Source organism: Frankia sp. RB5, assembly GCF_059816245.1.
Window position 1 is genome coordinate 1 of record NZ_JCBATA010000032.1, and the last position, 23199, is coordinate 23199.

Here is a 23199-nt window from a genome sequence, read left to right on the forward strand (position 1 = left end):
CCGGCTCGTCGGCATCCTCCACGGCTGCCTCAAGACCCAGACCGCCTACAGCGAGGCAACCGCCTGGCCACAAAACGTCACACTCGATGTCGCCGCTTGACATTCAAAAACATGGGATGTCTGACGTCCGGCGAGGCGGCGCGGGGTGCGGCGGTCAGGCGTCGTCAGCGGGCTGGGGGACACCGGTCGCGGCGGACAGCAGGCATCGCAGGCCCCCGCCGAAGGTGGTGCTGCCGTCGAAGCGGCTCCATTCGACCAGCGCCGTCATCATCGTGGCCAGCTCGGCGGTGGAGGCTTCCCCGGAGCGGGCCCGCTCGATCAGGCTGTGCAGCCGGGCTGTCCAGGTCAGCGCATCGTTGCCGGCGGAGCGCGCGCGCCGGGCCGCCTCGTCGATGCGGGCGCGGCGCAGGATCGGCCGGCCGATGGCGGTCGGCGCGTCCGCGAGGCGCAGCAGTCCCGCCGCCCGGCCCGAGTCGGAACCGACCCGTCCGTACGCGGCCAGGGAACGCCGCCACAGCTCCTCCGCCCGATCGCGGTAGGCGGGCCGCGCCGGCGGGATCGGCGTCCCGTCCCAGCCGCGGCTGAGCGTCTGCGCTCCGCCGTCGGGGTAGCCGGCCCAGTCGCCGCGGACGAGCGCGGCATGGGCCAGCGTCGCGTCGTCGACGTCGCCCGCGGACTCCACCACGTCCAGCGCCCGGTTGGCGTCGGCCTCGCGACCCATGCGGAACAGCAGATCGGCCCGCAGGATCGTGCCGTAGGCGCTGGCCTGGCGCACGGGGAGTTCGGCCAGCCGGCCCACGAACGCGTCCGCCGCGCTGAGCGCCTGGGCGGCCATCTCGCCGGCGGTCGGGGCACGCAGCCCACCCTCGCCACCCGCCTGGCTCGGCGGCGGCACGGCCACGGCCGTTCCCCGCGGACCCGCCGTTGCGTCCGGACCGGTCGTCGCGTCCGCTGCCTCGGGCCGCAGGTGCCTGGGTCTGGGTCTGGGTCTGGGTGGCATGAGGCTCAGGGGCGCCGGGGCGGGTTGCGCCGGATCCGGGCCGCCAGCCGGCTCCTCTGACGGTGCCGCCAGGGCCGCGGAGAGGGCCGGGCGCCGCGGCGCCCTGTCGGGTGGGGACGAGAGCGGCGGCGGGAAGGCGGGCAGCGGCGGGAGCGGCGGCGTGACCCCCCGTGGGAGGGCGAGGGTGTCGGCGGATGCGCTCAACCCCTTGCCGGGAGTGGGGGTCTCGTCGGGTCCGGATACCCGCCGCCCGCCCCGGCCGAGCATCGCCGGCAGCAGGCCGCGCCCGCGCGGAGCCGTCCGGTGCGCCTCCCGGTCGGCGGCGGGCTGGCGGGCGAGGCCGCTGCTACCACTCCACCCGAGGTACATCGGCAGGTAGGACTCCGGCGAGGGGAATCCGGCGTCCGGCGCCGACCGCGGGGCGGCGGGTGGTGCGGTGGAGGGCGGCGGTGGGGCGTCGCTGTCGCTGGGCGGTGCCTGGCTGTCGGCGGAGGGCGCGTCGGTGGCTGCGGGAGGCACGTCGCCGTCGGGCGGTCGGGGAGCGGCGAACACGGTGATCATCGGCGTGGTCGGGGCCTCGGCGAGGACGATGGGCCGGGTGGTGAGGCCGTCGGGCGACGTGTCCAGCACCGTCGGCGGGCTTGCCGGGCCAGCGGCGGGGGAGAGGGCGGCGGGGGAGACGGCTGCGGGCACCGTGCTGCCGGCGGTCAGCGCGCGGGGGCCGATGGTGATGGCCGCACGGGCGGGTGGGGCCAGCGGGGGCGGCTCGACCGGCGTCGGATCGATGGGCGGCGGGTCGGCGAGCAGCTGGGCGCGGGCGATCCGGATCGCGGGGATCACTTCCGCGCCGAGCACGCAGATGACCGCTGTCGCCGGGTCGAGCAGGTCGCCGCGCTGCCGGTGGATGGCCTGGGTCGCCCAGGCCGCCAGCAGGCCGTAGTCCCGCGCGGCCGCGGCGGCCGGCCCGGGTCGGGCGACGGGACGCACGAGGCCGGCGTCGTCCGGGGCCCAGTTCAGGTCGAGGGCGAGCGCGGCGAGGTAGAGCGACTCGTGCACGGCGACCTGGTCAGGGTCGGCGCGGTCGTGCTCACTCTGGCGGAGCTCGCGCAGCGCTCCCTTGGAGCGGCCGGCGGCGACCGCGGCGGCCGCGCGGACGAGATGCCGCTCTGCCGGCGGCGGGAACGGGTACCGCACGGGTACCCAGGCGGGTTCGACGCGGTGCTGCTCAGGCATCAGGAGAGCGATCAGAAGCCGGGCTGACGAAAGCGGCATCGGAGGGGTGTTCCTTCACGGGGGCGGCGCGGGAACCGGGGCTGTCCGGACTGTTCGGACCAAGGGGGAAACTCGGGGCTTCCGACGGTACCGAGCATTCCGCCCGGAGGAAACGGTTTCCGACCGTTCAATGGCGGACCAGTTGTTGCATCCGCGATATCTCGAATAAATGGTCGCCCGTCGTGCGATAATGCCGGGTCGGCATAATTGGCTAACCAATTAGACTTCTAAGTAGAGGGCGTCGAGACCCCCGGGGGGCGTGAGCCGGCGAGGCGCGCGGCGGCCGTCAGACAGCGTCGAGCGGGATGGCCCGGTAGCGGCGGATCAGCTCCTCGACCAGCGGCGTCGACCCGGGGAAACGATGGTCGTCGATGGCGGCGACGGGGGCGATGCCCCGCGAGTTCGTCACGATCGCCGCGTCGAAGCGGTCGAGGTCGGCCAGCCGCAACGGCTCGCGCACGCCGTTCGTCAGCGGCTCCACCAATGCCATCGTCACCCCGTGCAGGGCCGGTGCCGCCGGCCACACGACCGTGTCCGCGGACAGGAAGCCCACATTGGTCGTGGCGCCCTCGGTCATGGTCCCGTCGGGACAGGTCAGCAGGGCCTCGTCGAAACCGCGGGCGCGGGCGACGCGGTTGTACTGCAGCTGACCGAAGGTTCCCAGGTGCTTGATATGCGCGAACGGCCGGGTGTAGGGGACGGACAGCAGTCGCTGGGGTACCGCGGACGCCTCGGCCGGGGCGGTGACCGCGACGATGATCCGGCTGGGTCCGTCACCGGCCGTCCGTGTGGCGACGACCCGCACCGTGGCGTCGCCGCCCGAGGTGCCGGCCGACGCGTCGCCGGCACCGGCACCGGCACCGGCACCGGCCAGAGCGTGACGGATCCGGGCGCGCAACAGGTCGCTGGTCAGCGGCGAACCGTACAGCTCACGGTTCGCGGCGTCGAGGCGGGCGAGGTGCAGGCCGAGCCCGCGCACGCCGCCGCCGCGCACCTGCATGACCGTGAAGTGGCCGTGCGTGGCCAGCGCGAGCGGATGCGGCCCGTCGGGCGGCATGGCCCGGCCGTCGACCTCGACATGGGTCGGCGTGGCCTGGCTCACCCTGCCGACGATAGCGCGGGGGCATCTCCGGGGGTGCCTGGTCGCCCGAACGGGCCACCAGGCGACGGAGACCACATCTGTGTTCGCTAGCGTGCTGGTACGCCCAGGGTGCCCACCCGAAGCCGATCCGATGCTTGTCCGTGAATGGCTCGTCAAACGAATTGCCCGCCGAACGAATGGAGTGGAAAATGTCCGACCTCGCGGTTGACCCCACCGCCGATCCGGCCAGGCTTGTCAGTGGTCTGTCCACCATGTCGGAACGCGAGATCTCGGATCTTCTCGGCGGTCCGGCCGGGGAGCGCGTTCTCGACGAGATCTTTCGCCAGATGCGCGACACCTTCCGGCCCGAGCAGGCCGGCGACGAGACCGCCTCGGTCCGGTTCGCCCTCACCGGCGGTCCCGGCGGCTCGACCCGCACCTACGAGCTGCGCATCCTGGACGGCACCTGCACCCTGGTGACCGAGCCCGCCCCCGGCGACGCGGCCCCCGCCGGTCGGGCGCTGACCATCACGACCGACCGGGTGCGCTTCGTCCGGGTGCTGACCGGGCAGGTCAGCGGCGCCAAGCTTTTCCTCACCCGCAAGATCAAGGTTGATGGCGACATGAAGTTCGGCGGCAAGGTGATGACCTGGTTCGGGATCAGGCAGGAGGACTGACGCGCCGTCCGACCCCACCCTTCCATGCGCTCAGTGTGCTGATCATACTACCGTCGGTAGACGTCGGGGGATGGTCGGGTCGCTGGGCGGACGGGACGGGAGGGCGGTGCCGATGGTGCGGCTGGTGCTCGATGGCCAGGCCTACGACCTACCGGCCGGCACGGACGCGTCCACGCTGCGCCGCCGCGCGGCCGACGTGATGAGCGGCCACGCCGGCAACGTCGGCCTCGACCGGATCGCCCTCGCCGACGGCAGCATCCTGGAGGTGAACTGGCGGGCGGTCACCATCGTCCAGGTCCTCGACACCGACCGGGACGCCTCCCCCTGATCCGATGCCCGGCTCCCTGCCCCGATGCCCGGCAGCGCGCCTCCCGGGACGTCCCGCCGGGACCAGGACCCGGACAGGGCCGCGGACCAGGGTGGGCGTCCGACCAGGCGGGCGTCAGAGGGAGAACTCGGCCGGATCCAGGCCCAGGGTGAGAGCGGCCTCCCGCACGACGGCCCGCTCGCTGGCCACGAACTCGCCGTCGACGAGACCGATGACCTCGCCGAAGCGCACGACGGCGGCCGCCTGCGCCACCCGGCCCCGCACCTTCGCGATCTCCGCCAGCGCCACCCGCCGGCCCGCCGGCAGGTCGGTGGACAGCCGGTCCAGATGCTCCTCGAACAGGCGGACCGTGTCCTGTTCGGGGAACTGGGACAGGACCGGGTCGGTCGCGGCGAAGGCGCGCAGGCCCTCGCGCTCCGTCGGGTCGATGTGGCCGTCGGCGACGGTGACCAGCGCGCACATCGCCACCGCCGCGTCGCGGAACGCCAGCGTCCGCAGCTCCTCCCGGCGGGCGAACAGCTGCGAGCGCAACGACGCCAGCGACGGCAGCCGCCGGGTGCCGCCGAGCGGATCCAGCCCGCGCCACAGCGGCCAGCCCTCGGCCAGCCAGCGGCGCACCGCCTCGGCCATCGACAGCGGGCGCAGCCGGGTGGCGAGCAGGACGTCCACGTCCACCGGGACCAGGCTGTGGTCGCCCCAGCGCGACGGCGTCGGGATGTCGGCCGGCCAGACGCCGGCGAACAGCACGCTGAGCACGTGATTGTCCGCGGACTCGGGGGAGCGGCCGGTCAGGCTGCCGTCATGCTCCACCGCGCCGACGAACTGCCGGGACACCACCCGGGGCCCGGCCAGCCGGCCGACCTGCCGCTCCAGCGCGTCGTCCGTCGTCTCACCGCCCTCGACGGGGCCGCCGGGCAGCACGTGCCAGACGTCGTCGGGCGGCCGGGCGAGCAGCACCCGGTTGTCGATGCGCAGCAGCAGCCGGACATCGAGTCGAACAGCGGCCTGCGATGGCATCCCGAACTTCCCTCCGAAGACGCACGGCACAAGGTGGGTCACCCGCCGAAGGCATCATCCCCCAGAAGAGTGGACGACTCGCCGTGGCGGTCCGTCCGGGTGACCCGGCACGGCGACGTGTCCCGGCTCGGGTGGCCCGTCGGTGCCGGCGCCCGTCCCGAAGGCCCGCCGGTAGGCGCGGGGGCTGGTACCGACGAGCTCGCGGAACCGTTCCCGGAACGCGGCCGGTGAGCCGAACCCGACCTGCGCGGCGATCATCTCGACGGGATGCCCGGTCGTCTCCAGCAGCTGCTGCGCATGCCGCAGCCGGCTGCGCCGCAGCCAGGCGACGGGCGTAACCCCGATCTGCTCGCGGAACCGGCGGTTGAGGGTGCGCGGACTGACCCTCGCGTGCGCCGCGATGTCGGCGAGCGTGAGCTCACGGTGGGAGTTCGCGGCCAGCCAGCGCAACAGCGGCTCCAGAGCCAGGCCGTCGGGCGGCGGCGGATCGCGGTCAATGAACTGCGCCTGCCCGCCGTCACGCTCGAGCGGCGCGACGCACAGCCGCGCGGTGCGCGCCGCCACCGCGACGCCCTGGTCTCGGCGCACCATGTGCAGGCACAGGTCGAGCCCCGCGGACGCGCCGGCCGACGTCAGCACCTGCCCGTTGTCCACGTACAGCACGTTCGGGTCGACCGTGACGGCGGGGTGGCGCCGCGCGAGCTCCGCCGCGGCCGCCCAGTGGGTTGTCGCCCGCCGGCCGTCGAGCAGGCCGGTGGCGGCGAGCAGGAACGCCCCGGAGCAGATCGACGCGATCCGCGCACCCGCCGCCGCGGCCTCGCGGACGGCATCGAGGGCCGCGACGGGCGGGTCACCCGCCTCATCCTCGCGTCCCGGGATGATGACGGTGTCCGCCGCCGCGAGCGTGTCGAACCGCCACGGAGCGCGCAGCGTGAACGCGCCGGTGGTCACCTCCGCCGCAGGCGTGCAGATCCGCACCTCGTAGGCCGGACCGCCCCCGGGCAGATGGGTGCGGCCGAAGACGTCGAGCGGCGTCATCAGGTCGGAGGGGACGACGTCGTCCAGTGCCAGGACGGCAACCACGTGCATGGCGGCCAACGTAATCCCGTGCCCGGCCGCGCTCCGTCCCAGTTTCGACGTTCGGGCGACGGCCTGGGGCTGGGCGTCGGCCTTGGGGCTGGGCGCCGGCGATGGGGGCGCGCTCGAAGGTGCGGGCCGATGGCGGGAAGCCGGCGCTTTCTGGCCGGGGCCCGGGCATCGGGGCGGGCGCCGTTTCGTAGCGTCTCCAGACGTACCGTCCGTGTCCCTTCCGCCCGCGGTGAGGTGTCCGTGTGAACCGTTCCTCGTCCCTCCGGCCGCGCGAGGCGCGCTGATGACCAAGTTCCTGCTCAGCGTGCACGTCCTCGCGGCCATCGTGGCCATCGGTCCCGTCACCGTGGCGGCGAGCATGTTCCCGCCCGCCGCCCGGGCCGCGCTCACCCGGCCGGGTGACGCGCATGCCGCCGGCGTCGTCCGCACGCTGTACCGGATCTGCGGCGTCTACTCGGCGCTCGGGCTGCTCGTCGTGCTGTTCGGCTTCTTCACCGCGCAGAGCCTCGACGTGCTCGGCCAGGGCTGGCTCATCGCGGCGATCGCCCTGACGGCGCTGGCAGCCCTCGTCCTCGCCTTCGCCGTCCTGCCCATCGAACGCGACCTGATGGACGTCATCACCGCCGCCACCCCGAACCCCGACCCCGCTGCCGTCCCCGCGCAGACCGCCGTGCCCAAGCAGACCGTCGTCCCCGAGCAGACCGGCGGCGCCGTCCTGCCCGAGCGGAGCGCGGCCGTTCCCGAGCGGGCCGCCGCACCAGACGCCACGCCGTCGGCTCCCGCGCAGGCGGGTCCCGCCCTGCCGGCCGCGGAGGCCGCCCCACTCCCGGCCGCGACCACGGCCGGGCCGGCGGCGGCGATCGCGCGCAGCCGGCGGCTCGCGATGACGGTTGGCATCTTCAACCTGCTCTGGGTCGCCGTCACCGTGCTGATGATCGTCCGTCCGGGGTCGACCACAGGCGTCTAGCCCGCGTGTGCAGGTGTGATCTTCACGGCCACCGTCGCGAGAACGTGTCACTCGACGTGCCCACCCCGGCGTGCCCACATGATCACACGTCGAGACATGACGTGATCTGACCCGCCTCGCGAGTACGCGGATTCGGCGGCGGCGCCGGATCGTGCGATGGGAGGATCTGGGCGCGGGCGCTCGGTCAGGCGCCAGCAGGCGATGCGATGCGAGGGCGAGGGCGGGAGGCCCGGGTGGGCGAGGCGCTGGACACGGTCAAGCAGGCGCTCGACGCCTTCGACGCGGGCGACCAGGACGCCGTCCTCGCGTTGCTGGACGAGAACCTCGTCGTCGAGGCGCCCGGCGGAGTGCGGGTCGAGGGGCGTGACGCCGGCGCCGGCTACAGCGCGGCGTTCCTGGCCGCGTTCGGCGACATCGACGTCGACACCCACGTCCTCGCCGAGCAGGGCGAGCTCGTCGTCGAGGAGTACACCCTGGCCGCGACGCACACCGGCCCGCTGCGCGACCCCGACGGCACCGAGCATCCCCCGACCGGGCGGCGCATCACCCTGCGGGTCGTCGAGGTCTACCGGGTCGAGCGCGGCCGGATCACCGAGAACCGCCTCTACTATGACCAGACCCGCCTGAGGGCCCAGCTGGCCGGCTGATCGCTGGCCGCCGTGGAACCGGATGATCAGACGGTGCCCGGGGGCGGGCTGACATCGGGTGGCTGGGCGGGCTCGAGGCGGTAGCCCATGCCACGTACGGTGACGATCCGGCCGGCGCCCAGTTTGCGGCGCAGGTAGCCGACGTAGACGTCGACGATGTTGCTGCCGGGGTCGAAGTCGTAGCCCCAGACGGCGGACAGCAGCTGCTCGCGGGCGAGCACCTGGCCGGGATGACGCAGGAACGTCTCGGTCAGGACGAACTCCCGCGCGGTGAGGTCGATGATCCGGTCGCCGACGCGAGCCTGGCGGGTGCGCAGGTCGAGGGCGAGATCGCCCCGGCGCAGCACGGTCGGGTCGCCGTCGGACCGTTCCGGGCGCAGCCGCAGTCGGATCCGGGCCAGCAGCTCCTCGAACCGGAACGGCTTGCTCATGTAGTCGTCGGCCCCGCCCTCCAGGGCGGCGACCGTGTCACGCACGCCGTCGCGGGCGGTGAGCATCACCACGGGGAGCCGCGAGCCGGCGGCACGCAGCTGGCGCAGCACGGTGAAGCCGTCGAGGTCCGGCAGTCCGATGTCGAGAAGGAGCAGGTCGACGTCCCCGGAGAGGGCGACCCGCAGCGCCGACTGGCCGTCGTCCACGCAGGTCGGCACGAAGCCGTGGGCGCGCAGCCCCTTCGCCACGAACGAGGCGATCCGGTGCTCGTCCTCGGCGATCAGCACCCGGTTCGTCAACCCGGCGTCCCCTCTGCTCCGCCGCGCGGACGCCCGCCCGCCGCGTCATGGTGCCCCCGGCCGGCGGTCCCGGGGCCGACGAGCTCGACGCGTCCAGGCTCGTGGACGGGAGTGCTCTGCTCGACCAGGCTCAGTTCGAGGGTGAAGGTCGCGCCCGCGCCGGGCTCGCCGCTGACCCGGACGGTGCCGCCGTGCGCGGTCGCGATCGCCCGCACGATCGCGAGACCGAGCCCCGCGCCCCCGCCCGCTGGCGACGGCGGCCTGGCGGAGGCGCCACGGGCGAAACGCTCGAAGATGCGAGCCCGGTCCGCCGGCGACACCCCGGGGCCGGAGTCGGCCACCCAGAAGCGCGCGGCGCGGTCGTCGGCGGCCGAGCCGATCGCGATCGTGTCACCGGTCCGGGTGTGCTCGGCCGCGTTCTGCGCGAGCTGCAGCAACGCCTGGGTGAGCCGCTGCCGGTCGGCGAGCACCCGGCCGTCCCCGACCGCCGCCAGCCGCCATCCGCGCGGGGCCAGCGCCCGCGTCTTCACGAACAGGTCCGTGGTGAAGCCGGCGAGGTCCACCGGCTCGCGGCGCAGGAAGTCGGGCTGCTCCGCCTTCGCGAGCACCAGCAGGTCGTCGACCATCCGGCTCATCCGGTCGAGCTCGTCCAGGACGAGGGCGACGGTCTCGGCCCGGTCGTCCGGATCGTCGCCGAGCAGTTCCAGATGCCCGCGGATGATGGTGATCGGGGTGCGCAGCTCGTGGCCGGCGTCGTCGACGAAGGCGCGCTGGGTCTCGAAGGCCTGCTCGAGGCGATGCAGCATGCCGTTGAACGTCCGCGTGAGCTCCGTGATCTCGTCCCGGCCACCCCACCCGCGGCCGATCGGGATGCGCCGGGACAGATCCGTCTCCGTGATCGTCTGGGCGGTCCGGCGGACCATCCGCACCGGGGCGAGCACCCGCCCGGCGACCATCCAGCCGGCCGCGCCGGCGACGGCCAGCGCGCCGAACCCGACGATGCCGAGCACCCTGGCCACCTCGTCCACCTCGGCGCGCTCGCGGTCGACGAACACGGCCGACACGAAGACGCCCCGCTCCGAGTGGCCCCGCACGCTGACGGGGACCGCGACGTAGCGCACGTCGCCGGCCGAGGTGCCTACCCGACCGTAGTGCGGCTGGCCGCCCGCCACCGACGACACGAACGCCGCGGTCGCGGCCCGGTCCGTGTCCAGCCGGTAGGGCGGCGTCTCGGCGCTGCGGTACGCCGGCACGCCGTCGACGAGCGCGAGCATCGTCTGGTTGCGGTCCGGGATGGCCCGTTCGAGATGCGCCTTCAGCAGGGCGCGCACGTCGGGGAACTGCGAACGCCTGGTGGCCGGGTCGACGCTCTTGTCGACGAACCGGCGCAGCTCGCTGACCTCCTTGGCCAGGCCCTGGTCCACCCGTTCGTCGACACGCGCCATCAGCACCTGGCGGGCCGCCAGCACGGAGCCGCCCAGCGCCAGCGCCACGAGCAGCAGCTGCCAGCCGAGGATGCGCAGCCGCGCCGAGCCCGCCACCACGCGGATCCGCATCACGCCGCTTCCCAGCCCGCGGGCCCGCGGCCGCCCGGGCAGCACGCGTTCCAGCGTCGCGAGGAAGCCGAAGCCACGGATGAGAACACCATGAGAAGCCTCTCATCCGACGGCCGTCCCTGGCGGCGGGCTACGGCACGGCTCCCGCGGCCGGCGTCGCTGCGGCGGTGGGCGTGGCGGGGGCGGGGGCGGGAGCCGGAGCGCCGCCGGGCGCCGCCGCCATCGCGGTCGGCTGGACCGTGGGCGGGACCGGCAGCGCGCGGACGGGCACCGGCGTCGCCGCCCGCGCCGCGGAGGCCCTCGTACCGTCGGCCCGCGCGAGCACCTGCGGCGGGAGCTGGCCCGGGCGCCTCCTGCCGGGCACCGGCGACAGCGTCCCGGTCAGCGGCGCGGAGGTGGCGGTGGACGCCGACGCCGGCGTGGACACGGCGCTGGGCGCCAGGATCGGCCCGCCCAGGTCCGGCGGGCGTGGTGTGCCCGAGACGGACCCCACTCCGGCGGCCATGCCGGCGACGACCGCGGCCAGGCCCAGCGCGGCGAGGCCGATCCCCCAGATTCCGGTCCGAGCCGCCACCTCCGGCGCCGCCGCGGCGCCCGTGGCAGAGCCCGACGTATCCGGCTGATCCGCCATGCGGGTCATCTTAGGCCAGCCCGGCGGCACCCCCCGGCCGTCACGTCGACGCGCGGACAGCGCCGGGCGGATGAGAGGGCTCTCATCGTCATCTCATTCAGCGCCCATCCGGCGTGGACAGGCTCGATGCGGGCCGGGCAGGCGAACCGGCCGGTGACCATCGGCATCCGGTCGGCCCGTACGTGGCTCTGGATGCCGCCGACAGAATCGAGGTAACCCGGTGATGAGCACTCCCAGCCGCCCGGCCCGAGCCGGCCAGAGGCTGCGCAGGTCCGCGCTCGGGGTGACGCTGGCCGGCGTCATCGCCGTCGGGGTGGCGCTGCCCGCGACGGCCGCCAGTGCCGCGACGCCCGCGCCCGCGTCGGGCCTGCCCGCGACCGGGGCGGCGCCCGCACCGGCGCCGGGCCTGGCCACGGCCACCCCCCGCCCGCGGCCGCCGCGGGCCGACGGGAAGCCGGGCCAGGGACGTGCCCTTCCGGTCCAGCCCCAGGGTGGTGTCGACACCGGCGCCGGCGGCACCCAGCCGGACACGCATTCCGGCACCGAGGCGGCTGTCCCGCTCGCGGCCGGCGGCGCGGGACTCGGCGTACTCGCCGGCTTCGGCCTGTGGCGGCGACGTCGCGCGGGTGCGCTCGGGTGACGAGCGATCCGACGGCCGCCGGCGGCGACGCCGGCGGCCGGACGCCCCGGCCGGGTCACGACCCGCGGCGGTGGTCCGGCCGGCGCCGGTCGGCTGTCGGGGCGGTGCTGGCGGCCGTCCTCGTGCTGGCTGCGGTGACGGTCACCGGCTGCGGCTCGGGACAGCCGGCCACGACCGGCGGGAACCCGCGCGGGACGCCGCCGGCGGAGGTGGGCGCCGTGACGTCAGGTGCCGCGGCGCCGGGCACGACACCAGGCGCCGAGGCGGGCACGGTGGCGGATCCGGTGCGGCTGCGAGTGCCGGACCTCGCCGTCATGGCGCCGGTCGTGGCGCTGCAGCTGGACGCGGCGGGGACACTGATCCCCCCGGCCGGGTTCGACGAGGTCGGCTGGAACCAGGCGGGCCCAGAGCCGGGCGACGACGGCGTGGCCGTGATCGCCGGGCATGTCGACTCCAGGACCGGCCCGGCGGTCTTCTACCGGCTGCGCGGCCTGCGGGCCGGCGCCACGGTGTTCGTCGACCGACGGGACGGCACGACCGCGACCTTCGTCGTCGACCGGCTGGCCGAGTACGCGAAGGCCGACTTCCCGGACCAGGAGGTCTACCACTCCGGCAGCGGCGCGCAGCTCCGTCTGATCACCTGCGGTGGCACCTTCGACCACAGGTCCGGCCATTACGTCGACAACGTCGTCGTCTTCGCCCATCTCGGCTGAGGTCCATCCGCCGGCGGCGCATCCGCACGGGTCGGCGTTCGCGCGCTGATCGTTGTGGACATACTGCCCATCGGGACCCGGTGAACGGGGACGGACAGGACGAACGGGTCCGGGTGCGGCGGAAGGCGGGACATGCGGTTCGACGACGAGCAGGTGGATGCGTCCGAGCTGGACGACCAGCGCGGCGGCGGCGGGGGGCTCGGCCGGGGGATCGCGGTCGGCGGGGGCGGCGCCGGGGTGATCGGCGTCGTCATCTACCTGCTCGTCACCGTGCTCGGCGGCGGGGGGACAGGGTCGGGCGGCGCGCCGCTGTCGGGCCCCGCCGGCCAGACGGCCGGTGACGTCGCCAGACGGTGCAACACCGCGGGAGCGATCGACCGGGACGACGACTGCTTCGTGCTCAAGGCGTTCAACGAGGTCAACGAGGTGTGGGGCGCGCAGTTCGCCCGTTCCGGCCAGACCTACGCGAAGCCCAGGCTCGTCTACTTCTCCCAGGCGGTACGCACCGGTTGCGGGACCGCGTCCTCGCAGGTCGGGCCGTTCTACTGCCCGCCGGACCGGCGGGTGTACATCGACCTCGGCTTCCTGGACCAGCTGCAGCAGCGGTTCGGCGCGCAGGGCCGGTACGCGCAGGCCTACATCGTCGCGCACGAGGTCGGGCACCACCTGCAGACGCTGACCGGCACCGAGTCCCGCGTCCGCCAGGCGCAGCAGGCGAACCCGTCCCAGGAGAACGCGCTCAGCGTCCAGCTCGAACTGCAGGCCGACTGCTACGCCGGGGTGTGGAGCACGCTGGCGAACACGGGCGGCAACGTCACCATCGGAGAGGCCGACCTCGACGAGGCCCTCGGCGCCGCCCAGGCCGTCGGCGACGATCGCATCCAGGCCCGCGCCGGCGACGTCAACCCCGAGACCTGGACGCACGGCTCCGCCCAGCAGCGCAGGACCGCCTTCCTGACCGGCTACCGCGGCGCCACCATGTCCTCCTGCGGCACCGTGCCGCACAGCTGACCGGCGGCTGCCCGGGCCCGCCCGAGCGCGGGCTCCAGCCCAGGCCTCCACCCGCCACCGCCACACCGGCCGCGGCTGGGCGCTCAGTCGGCCCGGTGACCGGACGGCCCGAACACGTGGTGGTAGGGCAGGTCCGATGTCGTTCCGTAGCGCTGCCAGCAGTCTCTGCCGCGCCGTTTGGCGGCGTACATCGCGTGGTCGGCGGCGCCCACGAGGTCGTCGGAGGTGACGACGCGCGGGCCGGTCGTCGCGAGCCCCACACTCGCGGTCACCATGATCTCGCGCGGGCCGGCGCGCCGGCGAATCGTGAGGCCGTCGACCAGCCGGGCGGCGATGGCCTCGACGGACTCGTCGGACGTGACGTCCTCGCACAGCACGACGAACTCGTCGCCGGAGATCCGGGCGACCGTGTCGCGGGGGCGGACGACCTGGCGCAACCGAGCCGCCACCTCGCACAGCAGCTCGTCGCCAGCCTGATGGCCCAGAGTGTCGTTCACCTCCTTGAACCCGTCGAGATCGACGAACAGGCATCCGACGTGCCTGCCCGTCAGCCGCGCCGTCTCGACCGCCCGATCCAGTCGCTCGAACATCGCGGTGCGGTTGGGCAGGCCGGTCAACCCGTCGAGCAGGGCTCGACGGCGGGCCTCCTTCGCCGTCACCCGTTCTCGCTCGACGGACCGGGCCGTGGCTGCGGCCGCGGCGATCTGGCTGGCGGCCAGTGCGACAAAAGTGCGGTAGTCGCGGTCGACGGGAAGCTCGGCACTCATACCGGTGACGAGTAGCGCGCTGGTCTCGCTCTCTGCCAGCGGCGTGACGAGCGCCGCCGTCGACGGTGGGGTCTCGTCCTGGCGCCGCAGGCCGAACCGCTCCAGGACGCTGCCGACCTGCCGGGTCTGGCCCATGGCCAGCGTGTCCGTCAGCTCGGGGACAGGTCCCTGCGGGAGGGCGCGCGTGGTCACGCCGGGCCGGGCGGCCGCGTCCAGGCCGCCCGTGGCGACGGGCACCAGCGGGTCCTCGTCGCCGGGTCCGGGAACGAGGACCAGGCAGTAGGGGACGTCCGCCGCATTGCGGGCCAGACTGGCCGCGGCGTGCACGAAGACCTCGCGAGGGGACGACTGGCCGCTCAGGGTGCCGGCGAGTTCGCGCAGACAGGCCAGCCGGCGCGCGGTGAGGACGCGACGGGTGGTGTCCTGCGAGGTGAAGAGAACACCGAGGACCGCGTTGCCGGAAGGGTCCCGGATGGGGCTGCAGGAGTACGTGAAGTAGCACTCTTCCAGATAGCCGTACCGATCCAACGCCGTCAGGTGGTCCTGGCGCAGTACGGAGCCATGGCCGGCCACCACCCCGGCGATCATGGGCGCCAGGTCCCCGCGCAGTTCCGAGAAGGCCTCGAAGAACGGCCGGCCGAGGGCGGCCGGGTGCTTCTCGCCGATCTGGGCGATCAACGCGTCGTTGTACAGCTGGATGAGGCCCGGGCCCCACAGGATGTGCATCGGGAAGCGGCATTCCAGGCAGAACGTCACCATGGTTCGTAGTGTCAGGGGCCAGTCGCACACGGGCCCGAGGTCGGTGACCGACCAGTCGAGGGTCGCCGCCAGCCGCCCGACCTCGCCACCGGACGCGAACATCGGGAGCGTCACCGACGCGCCGACGGCGCCCGCGGCCGTGTCGGCCGGACCGCGGGCGCCGGACTGGTCCCGTGGGACCCGTTGAGACGCCTCCACACCGTTCGTACCCCCCATCGCCAGCTACCCCCGGGCGGTCCCCGTTACACCACGCATCGGCGCGTCTCGGCCGGCGTTGCCTGGCGGGGGTGGTCCGTCCGCATCACCTCCGCACCGGACGTCTCCCGGCCGGTCTGACTGGGTACCTCTACCTGCGGCGCCTTCTCGGGAGGATCCGATGGAGCTGGTAGGCAGGGCCCCGCAGCTTCAGACCCTCGCGGAGCAGCTGGCACAGGCGAGCACCGGGCGGCTGGGGCTCGTCGTCGTCCACGGGGAACCGGGGATGGGCAAGACGACGCTGCTGCGCGCCTTCCTGGCCGGACTCGACTCCGAGCATGTCCTGATGGCCAGCGCCGACCGGGCCGAGGCGACGGTCGCGTTCGGCGTCGTCTCCCAGTTCCTGACCACGGTCGGTGACGAGTCGTCCCGGCCACCTCGCCGGCCGAGGCCGGGAGCGGAGCCGGGGTCGGCGACCTGCGCCGTGCCGGGCGTTCCGGCCGCCGCCGGAGGAACGGCCGCCCCGGGCGACGGGGCGAGTCAGAGCCAGGTCGCCGAGGTCGGCCTGACCGTGCTGCGGCTTGTCCGGCGGCTGCTCGCCGGCGGCCGGCCGGTCGTCCTGCTCATCGACGACGTCCACTGGGCCGACGAGTGCTCCCAGCAGGCCCTCGCCGTCGCGCTGCGCCGGCTGCGCGGCGAGCGGGTGCTGTGCGTCCTCGCGATGGCCGGGGCGCCACCGGAGCTGGCCGACGGGCTGCGTCACCTGGTCACCGAGCTCGCGAGCACGCTGCGGCTCACCGGGCTCGACCCGGACGAACTGCGCACCCTCGCCGACAAGCTGCCCGTCGACGGCCTCTCGCCGTGGGCGGCCGCCCGCCTGCACGCCCTGACCGGCGGCAACATCCTGCACGCACGGGCCCTGCTGGAGGAGCTGCCCCCGCAGGCGCTCGACAACGGCGCCGATCCGCTGCCCGCGTCGAGCGCGCTGGCCCAGGACGTGCTGGCCCGGCTGGCCGCCTGCCCCGACGAGGTCCGGCGCCTGATCGACGCCGCCGCCGTGATCGGCCCGACCTGCCGGCTCGCCGACGCCGCCGGGATCGCCATGGTGGACGATCCGGCGCTCGCCCTGGAGGGAGCCGTCGCGGTCGCGCTGCTCACCGAGAAGACGACCGCCGTCGACCGGATGGTCGCCTTCACCGAGCCACTCGTGCGCTCCGCCGTCTACCACGGCATCGGGCTGGCTCAGCGCTCGGAGCTGCACCTGCGCGCGGCCTGCCTGATAGACGATCCGCGGGCCCGGCTCTGGCACCGGGTGGTCGCGGCGGTGGTGCCCGACGAGGCACTGGCCATGGAGGTCGAGGGCGCCGCCCGCAAGCTCGCGACGGGTGGCCGCTGGCGCCCGGCGGCGGATCATCTCCTCGCCGCGGTCCGGCTCAGCCCCCACCGGGCGGCCCGGGAACAGCGGTTCACCGACGCCCTGGACTACCTGCTGTGGGGCGGCGAGCTCGCCTACGCGGGCAGCCTGCTGGCCGATCTCGCGGGCCTGCTCGACGACTCGCGCGGCGGCTACCTCCGGGGCCGGCTGGCGATGCTGCGCGGTTCGCTGCCGGAGGCGACCGCGCACCTCGGCCGGGCCTGGCTCGCGGTGGACCCGGGCCTGCGGCCCGCGCTGGCGCGCGCCATCGGGGAGCAGCTGGCGTGCTGCCACTTCTCGAACGGCGACGTCGCCGTCGCCGCGCAGTGGGGACGGCGGGCGCTGGAACTCGGCCCCGCTCCACTGGGCGACCCCACCCATCTGCTCGACATGCTCATCCTCTCGCTGTCCGACGCCGGCGCCCGCGACGAGGCCGCTCGCCTCGCCGCCGACGTGCCGGTGCCGGAGCGGGATCCCGCCGGCCCGCCGGTCGGCGAGGCGTGGCACCTGCCACCCGACGGTCTGGTCGGGCGCGGCGTCGTGCGCCTGGCGGCGGACGACCTGCCCGCGGCACGGGAGGCGTTCCTGCAGGCGATGGCGGTCAGCAGCGGCCAGGAGTGGAAGGTTCCCGCCGGACTGTTCGCGCTCATCCAGCTTGCCGAAACCGAGTTCCTGCTCGGCAGCTGGGACGCGGCGATCGCGCATGCCGAGACCGCGGTGGCCGTCGCCACGTCCGCCGGACAGGGTTGGCTGCTCGCGGCGTGCCACGCGGCCGCGGCCTGCCCACTGGCGGCGCGCGGCAGCCCGAAGGCGCACGAGCATCTGGAGCGCGCGGCCCGGCTTCCCAGCTCCGCCGTTCCCTACACCGAAGCGGCGGTGATGAGGGCGAGACTGTGGGCCGCGCGTGCCCGCAGTGATCCCGAGGCGTGTGTCGCCGCGGTGGAGAGTCATCGCACCTTTGATCGTCAGGAACCGTCGGAACCGCGATGGATGCTCTGGCGCCCTCTGCTCGCCGAGGCGCTCGCCCAGACCGGCCGTCCGCGGGAGGCAACGGCCATCCTCCGGCCCTTCGAAGCGGCCGTCGAGCGCCGCGGCCGACGTTCGGAGCTGCTGTCCTGCCTCCGAGCCCAGGCGGCGGTGGAGATCGCCGACGGCCGCGAGGAGCAGGCCGACCGGACCTACCGGGACGCCCTGGAACTGGCGGCCGGGCTGCCGTTGCCGTTCGAGCGGGCGCTGCTGGAGTTCCACCACGGGGCGCTGCTGCTGCGAGACGGGCAGATGCCCGCCGCGGCGGACCTGCTGGAGACGGCCCGTGACCGGTTCGGATCGCTCGGCGCCGAGCCGTATGTCACGCTATGTAATCACAAACTGGCGGGGTGCGGCCGATTGTCGCCGCGTCGCCAGCGCGGCGCGCTCGACGCCCTCACCCCGCAGGAAATCCGGGTGGCGAGGCTCGCGGCGACCGGCCGCTCCAACGCGGTCGTCGCGCGCGAGCTGGTGCTCAGCGTCAAGACGATCGAATATCACCTGGGGAATGTCTACGCCAAGCTCGGCCTGCGCTCGCGCCACGAACTCGCCGCGGCCCTGCCGCCCGACCTCACGGCACGCGAGGGCTGACGGTTCGCAGGCCGGCCGGTCGTTCGTCATAGGCGGGGCTTTCGGGATCCGTCATGTCCGATGATGAGCCGAATCGGGCAGATCGGCGCCGAGCTCCACCCAGGGTTGCCCGCGAATCTTTCCGGACGAACCGCATCCCGGCCCCGGGAAATCCAGGGGTTTAACCGCGACCCCGGGGTGGCCCAGGGTTCCTTGGTCTGCCGTTCCCGGTGGATCGACTCCGCCATCCCTTACATCCCGGCCTCCGCCCGGGGATGACAGCCGGGGGTCGTCACGGCCCTGCCACGCCTTGCGGAGCAACGCACGGAGGGATCCGCGGGGACGCGATAGCGATGTGAGGAGCGTCATGACTCTGAAGAAGCGAGCCTGTGTGATGCTGGCTGCGATTCCAGCGAGTATTGCCATCGGTGTCGTGCCGCCTGCGGTCGCCCAGGGGAACACCGCCGGCGGCACCTCGGTCAGCGGTACCGGTAACACCGCCGGTGGTACGACGGTCGGTGGCGGTGGCGGTAACACGGCCGGTGGTACGACCGTTGGTGGCGGTGGCGGTAACACGGCCGGTGGTACGACGGTTGGTGGCGGTCCTGGTGGCGGTAACACCGCTGGTGGTACGACGGTTGGCGGCGGTGGTGGTAATACCGCTGGTGGTACGACGGTCGGCGGCGGTGGTGGTGGCGGTAACACGGCCGGTGGTACGACGGTCGGCGGCGGTGGTGGTAATACCGCTGGTGGTACGACGGTCGGCGGCGGTGGTGGTGGCGGTAACACGGCCGGTGGTACGACGGTTGGTGGCGGTGGTGGTAATACCGCTGGTGGTACGACGGTCGGCGGCGGTGGTGGTGGCGGTAACACGGCCGGTGGTACGACGGTTGGTGGCGGTGGTGGTAATACCGCTGGTGGTACGACGGTTGGCGGCGGTGGTGGTGGCGGTAACACGGCTGGTGGTACGACGGTTGGTGGCGGTGGTGGTAACACCGCTGGTGGAACCACGGTCGGTGGCGGCGGCGGTGGTGGTAATACCGCTGGTGGTACGACGGTCGGCGGCGGTGGTGGTGGCGGTAACACGGCCGGTGGTACGACCGTTGGTGGCGGTGGTGGTAATACCGCTGGTGGTACGACGGTCGGCGGCGGTGGTGGTGGCGGTAACACGGCCGGTGGTACGACCGTTGGTGGCGGTGGTGGTAATACCGCTGGTGGTACGACGGTCGGTGGTGGTGGTGGCGGTAATACCGCCGGTGGAACGACGGTCGGTGGCGGTGGTGGTAATACTGCTGGTGGAACCACCGTGGGTGGATTCCGTCGAAACACGGCGGGTGGCACGAGCGTCGGACGATTCGGTTCGCGCAACACCCTTATCCGGACCTTCCCCTTCGTCGGTAACACCGCTGGTGGAACGACGGTCGGTGGCGGCGGTGGTGGCGGTAACACGGCCGGTGGAACGACGGTTGGTGGCGGTGGTGGTAACACCGCTGGTGGAACCACGGTCGGTGGCGGCGGTGGTGGTGGTAATACTGCTGGTGGTACGACGGTTGGTGGTGGGCCTGGCGGTGGGAACACGGCTGGCGGGACCACTGTCGGCGGCGGTGGCGGTGGTGGTAATACCGCTGGTGGAACCACGGTCGGTGGCGGCGGTGGTGGTGGTAATACTGCTGGTGGTACGACGGTTGGTGGTGGGCCTGGCGGTGGGAACACCGCGGGTGGGACCACTGTCGGCGGCGGCGGTGGCGGCGGCGGAAACACGGCCGGCGGCACCAGCGTCGGATAACACTCGCGTTCCGGCGGGCATCTGACCCATGTGCTCCACGGACAGCGGCGGCCCTTTCCTCGGGCGGACCACATGCATCGTCATGTGCCGGACCGGGGCAAGGGCCGCCATCATGTCCGGAGTCAGGACATTCACGCGGCCTCGGATTCGTCGAAACCGGGCCGGCGGATTGGCTCCGAAACCCCGCTGCTGAGTGACTACGTATCAGTTCTTCCTGGACGTGAGCTACCCGCCTTCCGCGGCGGACACGCGGAACGAAGGCGCGGCCTCTTCGATGCTTCTGCTGGCTACGATCTCGCGGAGCTGGTCCCTGACCTGCGCGCGAAGAGGAGCCACATGCATATCAAAAGATGTTCGACCGGCCTGTTTTTGACAGGTGGGATTTCGGCCGCGGCCGTCCTTCTGGCCTCGCCCGCGTCGGCCGCGACAGCCGGGACGGAAAACGGTGGCGAGGCCCGGTATGCGGGTCAGAAAAGTCTTCGTTCCCTGACGGTACCGATCTGTTACCGTCCGGGTGACCCGGAACCGGTCAATGGCGGGGGCACGTCCACACAGAATCCGAGCTCCACCAACCCGACGGACCCGACGACGTGCTATGCGCTCAGTTACCAGTACGATCCCGGCGCGTCGACATGGTGGCCTTCGCTGGATCCGCTGTGCACCCCGGGCGGTACCGCGGGGGGTGGCGTGCCGCTGGCGGAGCGAATCGACCAGGCCGACCGTCAGGACGACTGGTTCCGCAACGATGACGACGACTGGTTCGGCGACAAGGGCCGCCGTTTCGACGACCTGATCATCGGCAGTGTGACGATCGGCATCGGCGGGCCGACCGTCGGCGGTACCGGCATCGTCGGCGGGACGGGGAACACGGCGGGCGGCACCACCGCGGGGTTCGGTGGCGTCACCGCGGGCGGCACGACGGTCGGCGGTTTCACCAATACCGTCACCAACAGCGGCACGACGATCACCGCGCCCGTTCTCGGTGGCGCGGCCGGCATCGCGGAGGAACCATCGCCCTTCGGCTCGCAGGCCTGGGGCACGGACACCAGCCTGCCGACCTGCGATCCCGCTCGACTCCCCGGTGGCGACGGCCCGGACGGAGACAGCGTTGGCGGCGACGTGATCGCTCCGGACTCGGCGTCTGACTCCGGTGGAACGACCGAGACGAGTGCGCTGGCCGGAGCCGGTGAGCAGACGTCCTTCGCGCCGCCGTCCGCGTACGAGCGGGGATGGTGGGCCGGCTGGGCGGCCCGCGGTCAGCGGGACGGCGAGGCCGTCGCCTCGGTCGACGGTGAGCCCGGCAACGGCGGATTCGTGCCGACGGACGAGCCGCCGGTCGATGGGGACGGCATCGTGTCCGCGTCCTGACGCCGCGGCCGATCAGGGCGTCTCCGGGAGGGGTCGGGGACGCCGTGGGCGGGGCCTGTCCGTGGTCCCAGCCGCGGCGGCCCCGCCCGGATCGTCGCGTCAGCTGATCCGTCCAGCCTCCCGGGCGGCGGTCTCGGCGGCGCGCAGCTGGGCTTCGACGAGGTCGAGGCCGGCGGACCAGAATCCCGGGTCGGTCAGGTCGATCCCGACGACACGACCCAGGTCCTCGGGCAGCCGCGATCCGCCCGCGCCGAGCATCTCCAGGTAGCGAGGCACGAACGACGCCCCCTCCTCGACGTAGCGCTGGTACACCGACAGCGCCAGCAGCTGCCCGTACGCGTAGGCGTACACGTAGCCGGGGGTGCCGATGAAGTGCGGCACGTAGCTCCACCAGGTGCGGTAGCCGTCGGTCAGTTCGACCGCGTCGCCGAACAGGTCAAGCTGGGTGGACGCCCACGCCTCGTTGAACCGTTCCACCGACAGCTCGCCCTCGGTGCGACGCGCGCCGTGCACGGCCTCCTCGAACTGGTTCATCGCGGTCTGGCGGAAGACGGTCGCGATCGCCCCCTCGATCGACTCCGCCAGCAGCGCGAGGCGCGACTCGGCGTCGCCCGCCCGCTCCAGCAGCCGGTTGAACACGATCGTCTCGCCGAACACCGACGCCGTCTCGGCCACCGTCAGGGGCGTGCTCTGCTGCAGGATGCCCTGCTTCTCGGCGAGCGCGAAGTGGATGCCGTGGCCGAGCTCGTGGGCGAGAGTGAGCACGTCACGGCGCCGCGAGGTGAAGTTCAGCATCACATACGGGTGCACCGACGGGACGGCGGAGCTCGCGAACGCACCGCCCCGTTTGCCCGGCCGGACGGGCGCGTCGATCCAGTTCTCGTCGAAGAACCGGCGGGCGACCCGCTCCATCTCCGGCGAGAACGAGCCGAACGAGTCGAGCACCAGGTCGCGGGACTCGACCCAACCGTAGTGCTCGTCGGCGTCGGCGGTCACGGCCGCCGACCGGTCGTGGTCGGCGAGCTTCGGCAGGCCCAGGATCCGGGCCTTGAGCCGGTACCAGCGCTGCGGGATGTCGTAGCGGCCGCGGACCGCGGTGATCAGCGCCTGGACGGATTCGTCGGACACCTCGTTGGCGAGGTTGCGGCTCGACAGCCAGGTCGGGTAGCCGCGCAGCCGGTCGTTGACCGCCTTGTCGTGCAGCAGGGTGTTGAAGATGTAGGCCCGGGTGCGCAGACCTGGGGCCAGCGCCGTCGTGACGGCCTCGGCGGTGGCGCGGCGGACCTCGCGGTCGGCGGACGCCAGCCGGCTCAGCGCCACGTCGAGGGGCTGGCCGTCCACCGTGATCGCCGAGACCTGCTCGGAGAAGAGCCGCCCCCAAGCCCCCGCCCCGGTGACCGACTTCTCGGTGAGCAGCTTCTCCTCCGGCTCGCTGAGCAGGTGCTGCCGGTAGCGGCGCTCCATCCGCAGGTAGTGCCGGGCCTGGTCGAGACCGTCGGCGGCGAGCAGTCGCTCGGCCGTCTCGTCGTCCAGCGCGGCCCATTCGAGGCCGAAGAACAGCATCGCGGTGTGGATCGAGGTGGAGCCCTCGCGGACCTTCTGCAGCATCGCGCCGCGCGCCGGTTCGGCCGTGTCGGTGGAGAAGCGCAGCGACGCGTACCCGCCGGCCTTGCCGATCAGCTCGTAGATCGCCGCCAGTTCACCGACGGCGTCCACCAGCCCCGGCCCGTCCAGCTCGGCGACCTTCCCGGCATACCGCGCGGCGAACGCCTCGGCCCGCGCCCGTGCGTCCGCGAGCTGTACGTCGACCTGCTCCTCGCCGCCCCCGTCGAGCAGCGGCCCAAGATCCCAGGCGACATCGTCCAGCGAGGGATCATCCTGCGTCACACCCACCATCCCCGCAGGCTACCCACTCCCGCCCGGCTCGCCTGGGAAGGACGGTCGGGCCAGCAGA

19 protein-coding genes are annotated in these 23199 nt (G+C 73.5%); 9 read left to right on the top strand and 10 right to left on the bottom strand.

The annotated features are described in order from the left end of the window. Nucleotides 1-154 precede the first annotated feature (154 nt). Complete coding sequence (locus AC6EXY_RS17925) at nucleotides 155-2272, bottom strand: hypothetical protein (RefSeq protein WP_499817738.1); 2118 nt, start codon at nucleotides 2270-2272, stop codon at nucleotides 155-157. A 286-nt stretch (nucleotides 2273-2558) separates the two neighbouring features. Further along, a complete protein-coding gene (locus AC6EXY_RS17930) occupies nucleotides 2559-3374 on the bottom strand; it encodes an aminotransferase class IV (protein ID WP_499817739.1) in 816 nt (271 codons plus the stop codon). 188 nt (nucleotides 3375-3562) lie between these two features. Here AC6EXY_RS17930 and AC6EXY_RS17935 point away from each other — a divergent pair, with 188 nt between their 5' ends. Beyond that, nucleotides 3563-4030, top strand: coding sequence for an SCP2 sterol-binding domain-containing protein (locus AC6EXY_RS17935; RefSeq protein ID WP_101832882.1), 468 nt, complete (start codon nucleotides 3563-3565; stop codon nucleotides 4028-4030). Between the two features lie 70 nt (nucleotides 4031-4100). Then, a complete protein-coding gene (locus AC6EXY_RS17940; protein WP_243407733.1) occupies nucleotides 4101-4358 on the top strand; it encodes a hypothetical protein in 258 nt (85 codons plus the stop codon). A gap of 114 nt (nucleotides 4359-4472) precedes the next feature. On the opposite strand, the gene AC6EXY_RS17945 is transcribed toward AC6EXY_RS17940, so the two are convergent. Next, nucleotides 4473-5375 carry a TerB family tellurite resistance protein gene (locus AC6EXY_RS17945; protein WP_101832886.1) on the bottom strand — a complete coding sequence of 301 codons (903 nt, stop codon included), beginning with the start codon at nucleotides 5373-5375 and terminating at the stop codon, nucleotides 4473-4475. Nucleotides 5376-5429: 54 nt separating this feature from the next. Then, nucleotides 5430-6464 carry a GlxA family transcriptional regulator gene (locus AC6EXY_RS17950; RefSeq protein ID WP_101832883.1) on the bottom strand — a complete coding sequence of 345 codons (1035 nt, stop codon included), beginning with the start codon at nucleotides 6462-6464 and terminating at the stop codon, nucleotides 5430-5432. 283 nt (nucleotides 6465-6747) lie between these two features. Here AC6EXY_RS17950 and AC6EXY_RS17955 point away from each other — a divergent pair, with 283 nt between their 5' ends. Then, the gene (locus AC6EXY_RS17955) at nucleotides 6748-7431 is read left to right on the top strand and encodes a protease (RefSeq protein WP_499817740.1); all 684 of its coding nucleotides are present in this window, start codon (nucleotides 6748-6750) and stop codon (nucleotides 7429-7431) included. A gap of 233 nt (nucleotides 7432-7664) precedes the next feature. Further along, nucleotides 7665-8078, top strand: a complete 414-nt coding sequence (locus tag AC6EXY_RS17960) for an ester cyclase (protein WP_101832879.1) — start codon at nucleotides 7665-7667, stop codon at nucleotides 8076-8078. Nucleotides 8079-8104: 26 nt separating this feature from the next. Here the strand turns inward: AC6EXY_RS17960 and AC6EXY_RS17965 are convergent, their stop codons facing one another. From AC6EXY_RS17965 to AC6EXY_RS17975, 3 genes are all read right to left on the bottom strand, one after another. Then, the gene (locus AC6EXY_RS17965; RefSeq protein WP_101832878.1) at nucleotides 8105-8809 is read right to left on the bottom strand and encodes a response regulator transcription factor; all 705 of its coding nucleotides are present in this window, start codon (nucleotides 8807-8809) and stop codon (nucleotides 8105-8107) included. Further along, on the bottom strand, nucleotides 8806-10365 hold the full coding sequence (locus AC6EXY_RS17970; RefSeq protein WP_101832881.1) for a sensor histidine kinase: 1560 nt from the start codon (nucleotides 10363-10365) through the stop codon (nucleotides 8806-8808). Before AC6EXY_RS17970 ends, AC6EXY_RS17965 begins: the two co-directional genes overlap by 4 nt. Before the next feature lie 130 nt (nucleotides 10366-10495). Beyond that, nucleotides 10496-10996 (bottom strand): hypothetical protein, encoded by a 501-nt coding sequence (locus AC6EXY_RS17975; RefSeq protein WP_499817741.1) that lies wholly within the window; start codon nucleotides 10994-10996, stop codon nucleotides 10496-10498. A gap of 223 nt (nucleotides 10997-11219) precedes the next feature. On the opposite strand from AC6EXY_RS17975, the gene AC6EXY_RS17980 reads away from it, so the two are divergent. The 3 genes from AC6EXY_RS17980 to ypfJ all read left to right on the top strand — a co-directional run bounded on the left by AC6EXY_RS17980 (nucleotide 11220) and on the right by ypfJ (nucleotide 13360). After that, nucleotides 11220-11636, top strand: a complete 417-nt coding sequence (locus tag AC6EXY_RS17980) for a GVDTG sorting domain-containing protein (protein ID WP_499817742.1) — start codon at nucleotides 11220-11222, stop codon at nucleotides 11634-11636. After that, a complete protein-coding gene (locus AC6EXY_RS17985; protein WP_243407731.1) occupies nucleotides 11633-12349 on the top strand; it encodes a class F sortase in 717 nt (238 codons plus the stop codon). Before AC6EXY_RS17980 ends, AC6EXY_RS17985 begins: the two co-directional genes overlap by 4 nt. A gap of 132 nt (nucleotides 12350-12481) precedes the next feature. Further along, a complete protein-coding gene (gene ypfJ / locus AC6EXY_RS17990) occupies nucleotides 12482-13360 on the top strand; it encodes a KPN_02809 family neutral zinc metallopeptidase (RefSeq protein ID WP_499817743.1) in 879 nt (292 codons plus the stop codon). A gap of 83 nt (nucleotides 13361-13443) precedes the next feature. Here ypfJ and AC6EXY_RS17995 read toward each other — a convergent pair whose 3' ends face one another. Beyond that, nucleotides 13444-15102, bottom strand: a complete 1659-nt coding sequence (locus tag AC6EXY_RS17995) for a diguanylate cyclase domain-containing protein (RefSeq protein ID WP_243408023.1) — start codon at nucleotides 15100-15102, stop codon at nucleotides 13444-13446. 160 nt (nucleotides 15103-15262) lie between these two features. Between AC6EXY_RS17995 and AC6EXY_RS18000 the strand changes: the two genes are divergently transcribed. Continuing rightward, a complete protein-coding gene (locus AC6EXY_RS18000) occupies nucleotides 15263-18112 on the top strand; it encodes an ATP-binding protein (protein ID WP_499817744.1) in 2850 nt (949 codons plus the stop codon). Between the two features lie 271 nt (nucleotides 18113-18383). On the opposite strand, the gene AC6EXY_RS18005 is transcribed toward AC6EXY_RS18000, so the two are convergent. Further along, nucleotides 18384-19880, bottom strand: coding sequence for a hypothetical protein (locus AC6EXY_RS18005; RefSeq protein ID WP_499817745.1), 1497 nt, complete (start codon nucleotides 19878-19880; stop codon nucleotides 18384-18386). A gap of 81 nt (nucleotides 19881-19961) precedes the next feature. Here AC6EXY_RS18005 and AC6EXY_RS18010 point away from each other — a divergent pair, with 81 nt between their 5' ends. Then, nucleotides 19962-21245, top strand: coding sequence for a hypothetical protein (locus AC6EXY_RS18010; protein ID WP_499842371.1), 1284 nt, complete (start codon nucleotides 19962-19964; stop codon nucleotides 21243-21245). Between the two features lie 99 nt (nucleotides 21246-21344). Here AC6EXY_RS18010 and AC6EXY_RS18015 read toward each other — a convergent pair whose 3' ends face one another. Next, nucleotides 21345-23141 carry a M3 family oligoendopeptidase gene (locus tag AC6EXY_RS18015; RefSeq protein ID WP_499817747.1) on the bottom strand — a complete coding sequence of 599 codons (1797 nt, stop codon included), beginning with the start codon at nucleotides 23139-23141 and terminating at the stop codon, nucleotides 21345-21347. Nucleotides 23142-23199: the final 58 nt, after the last annotated feature.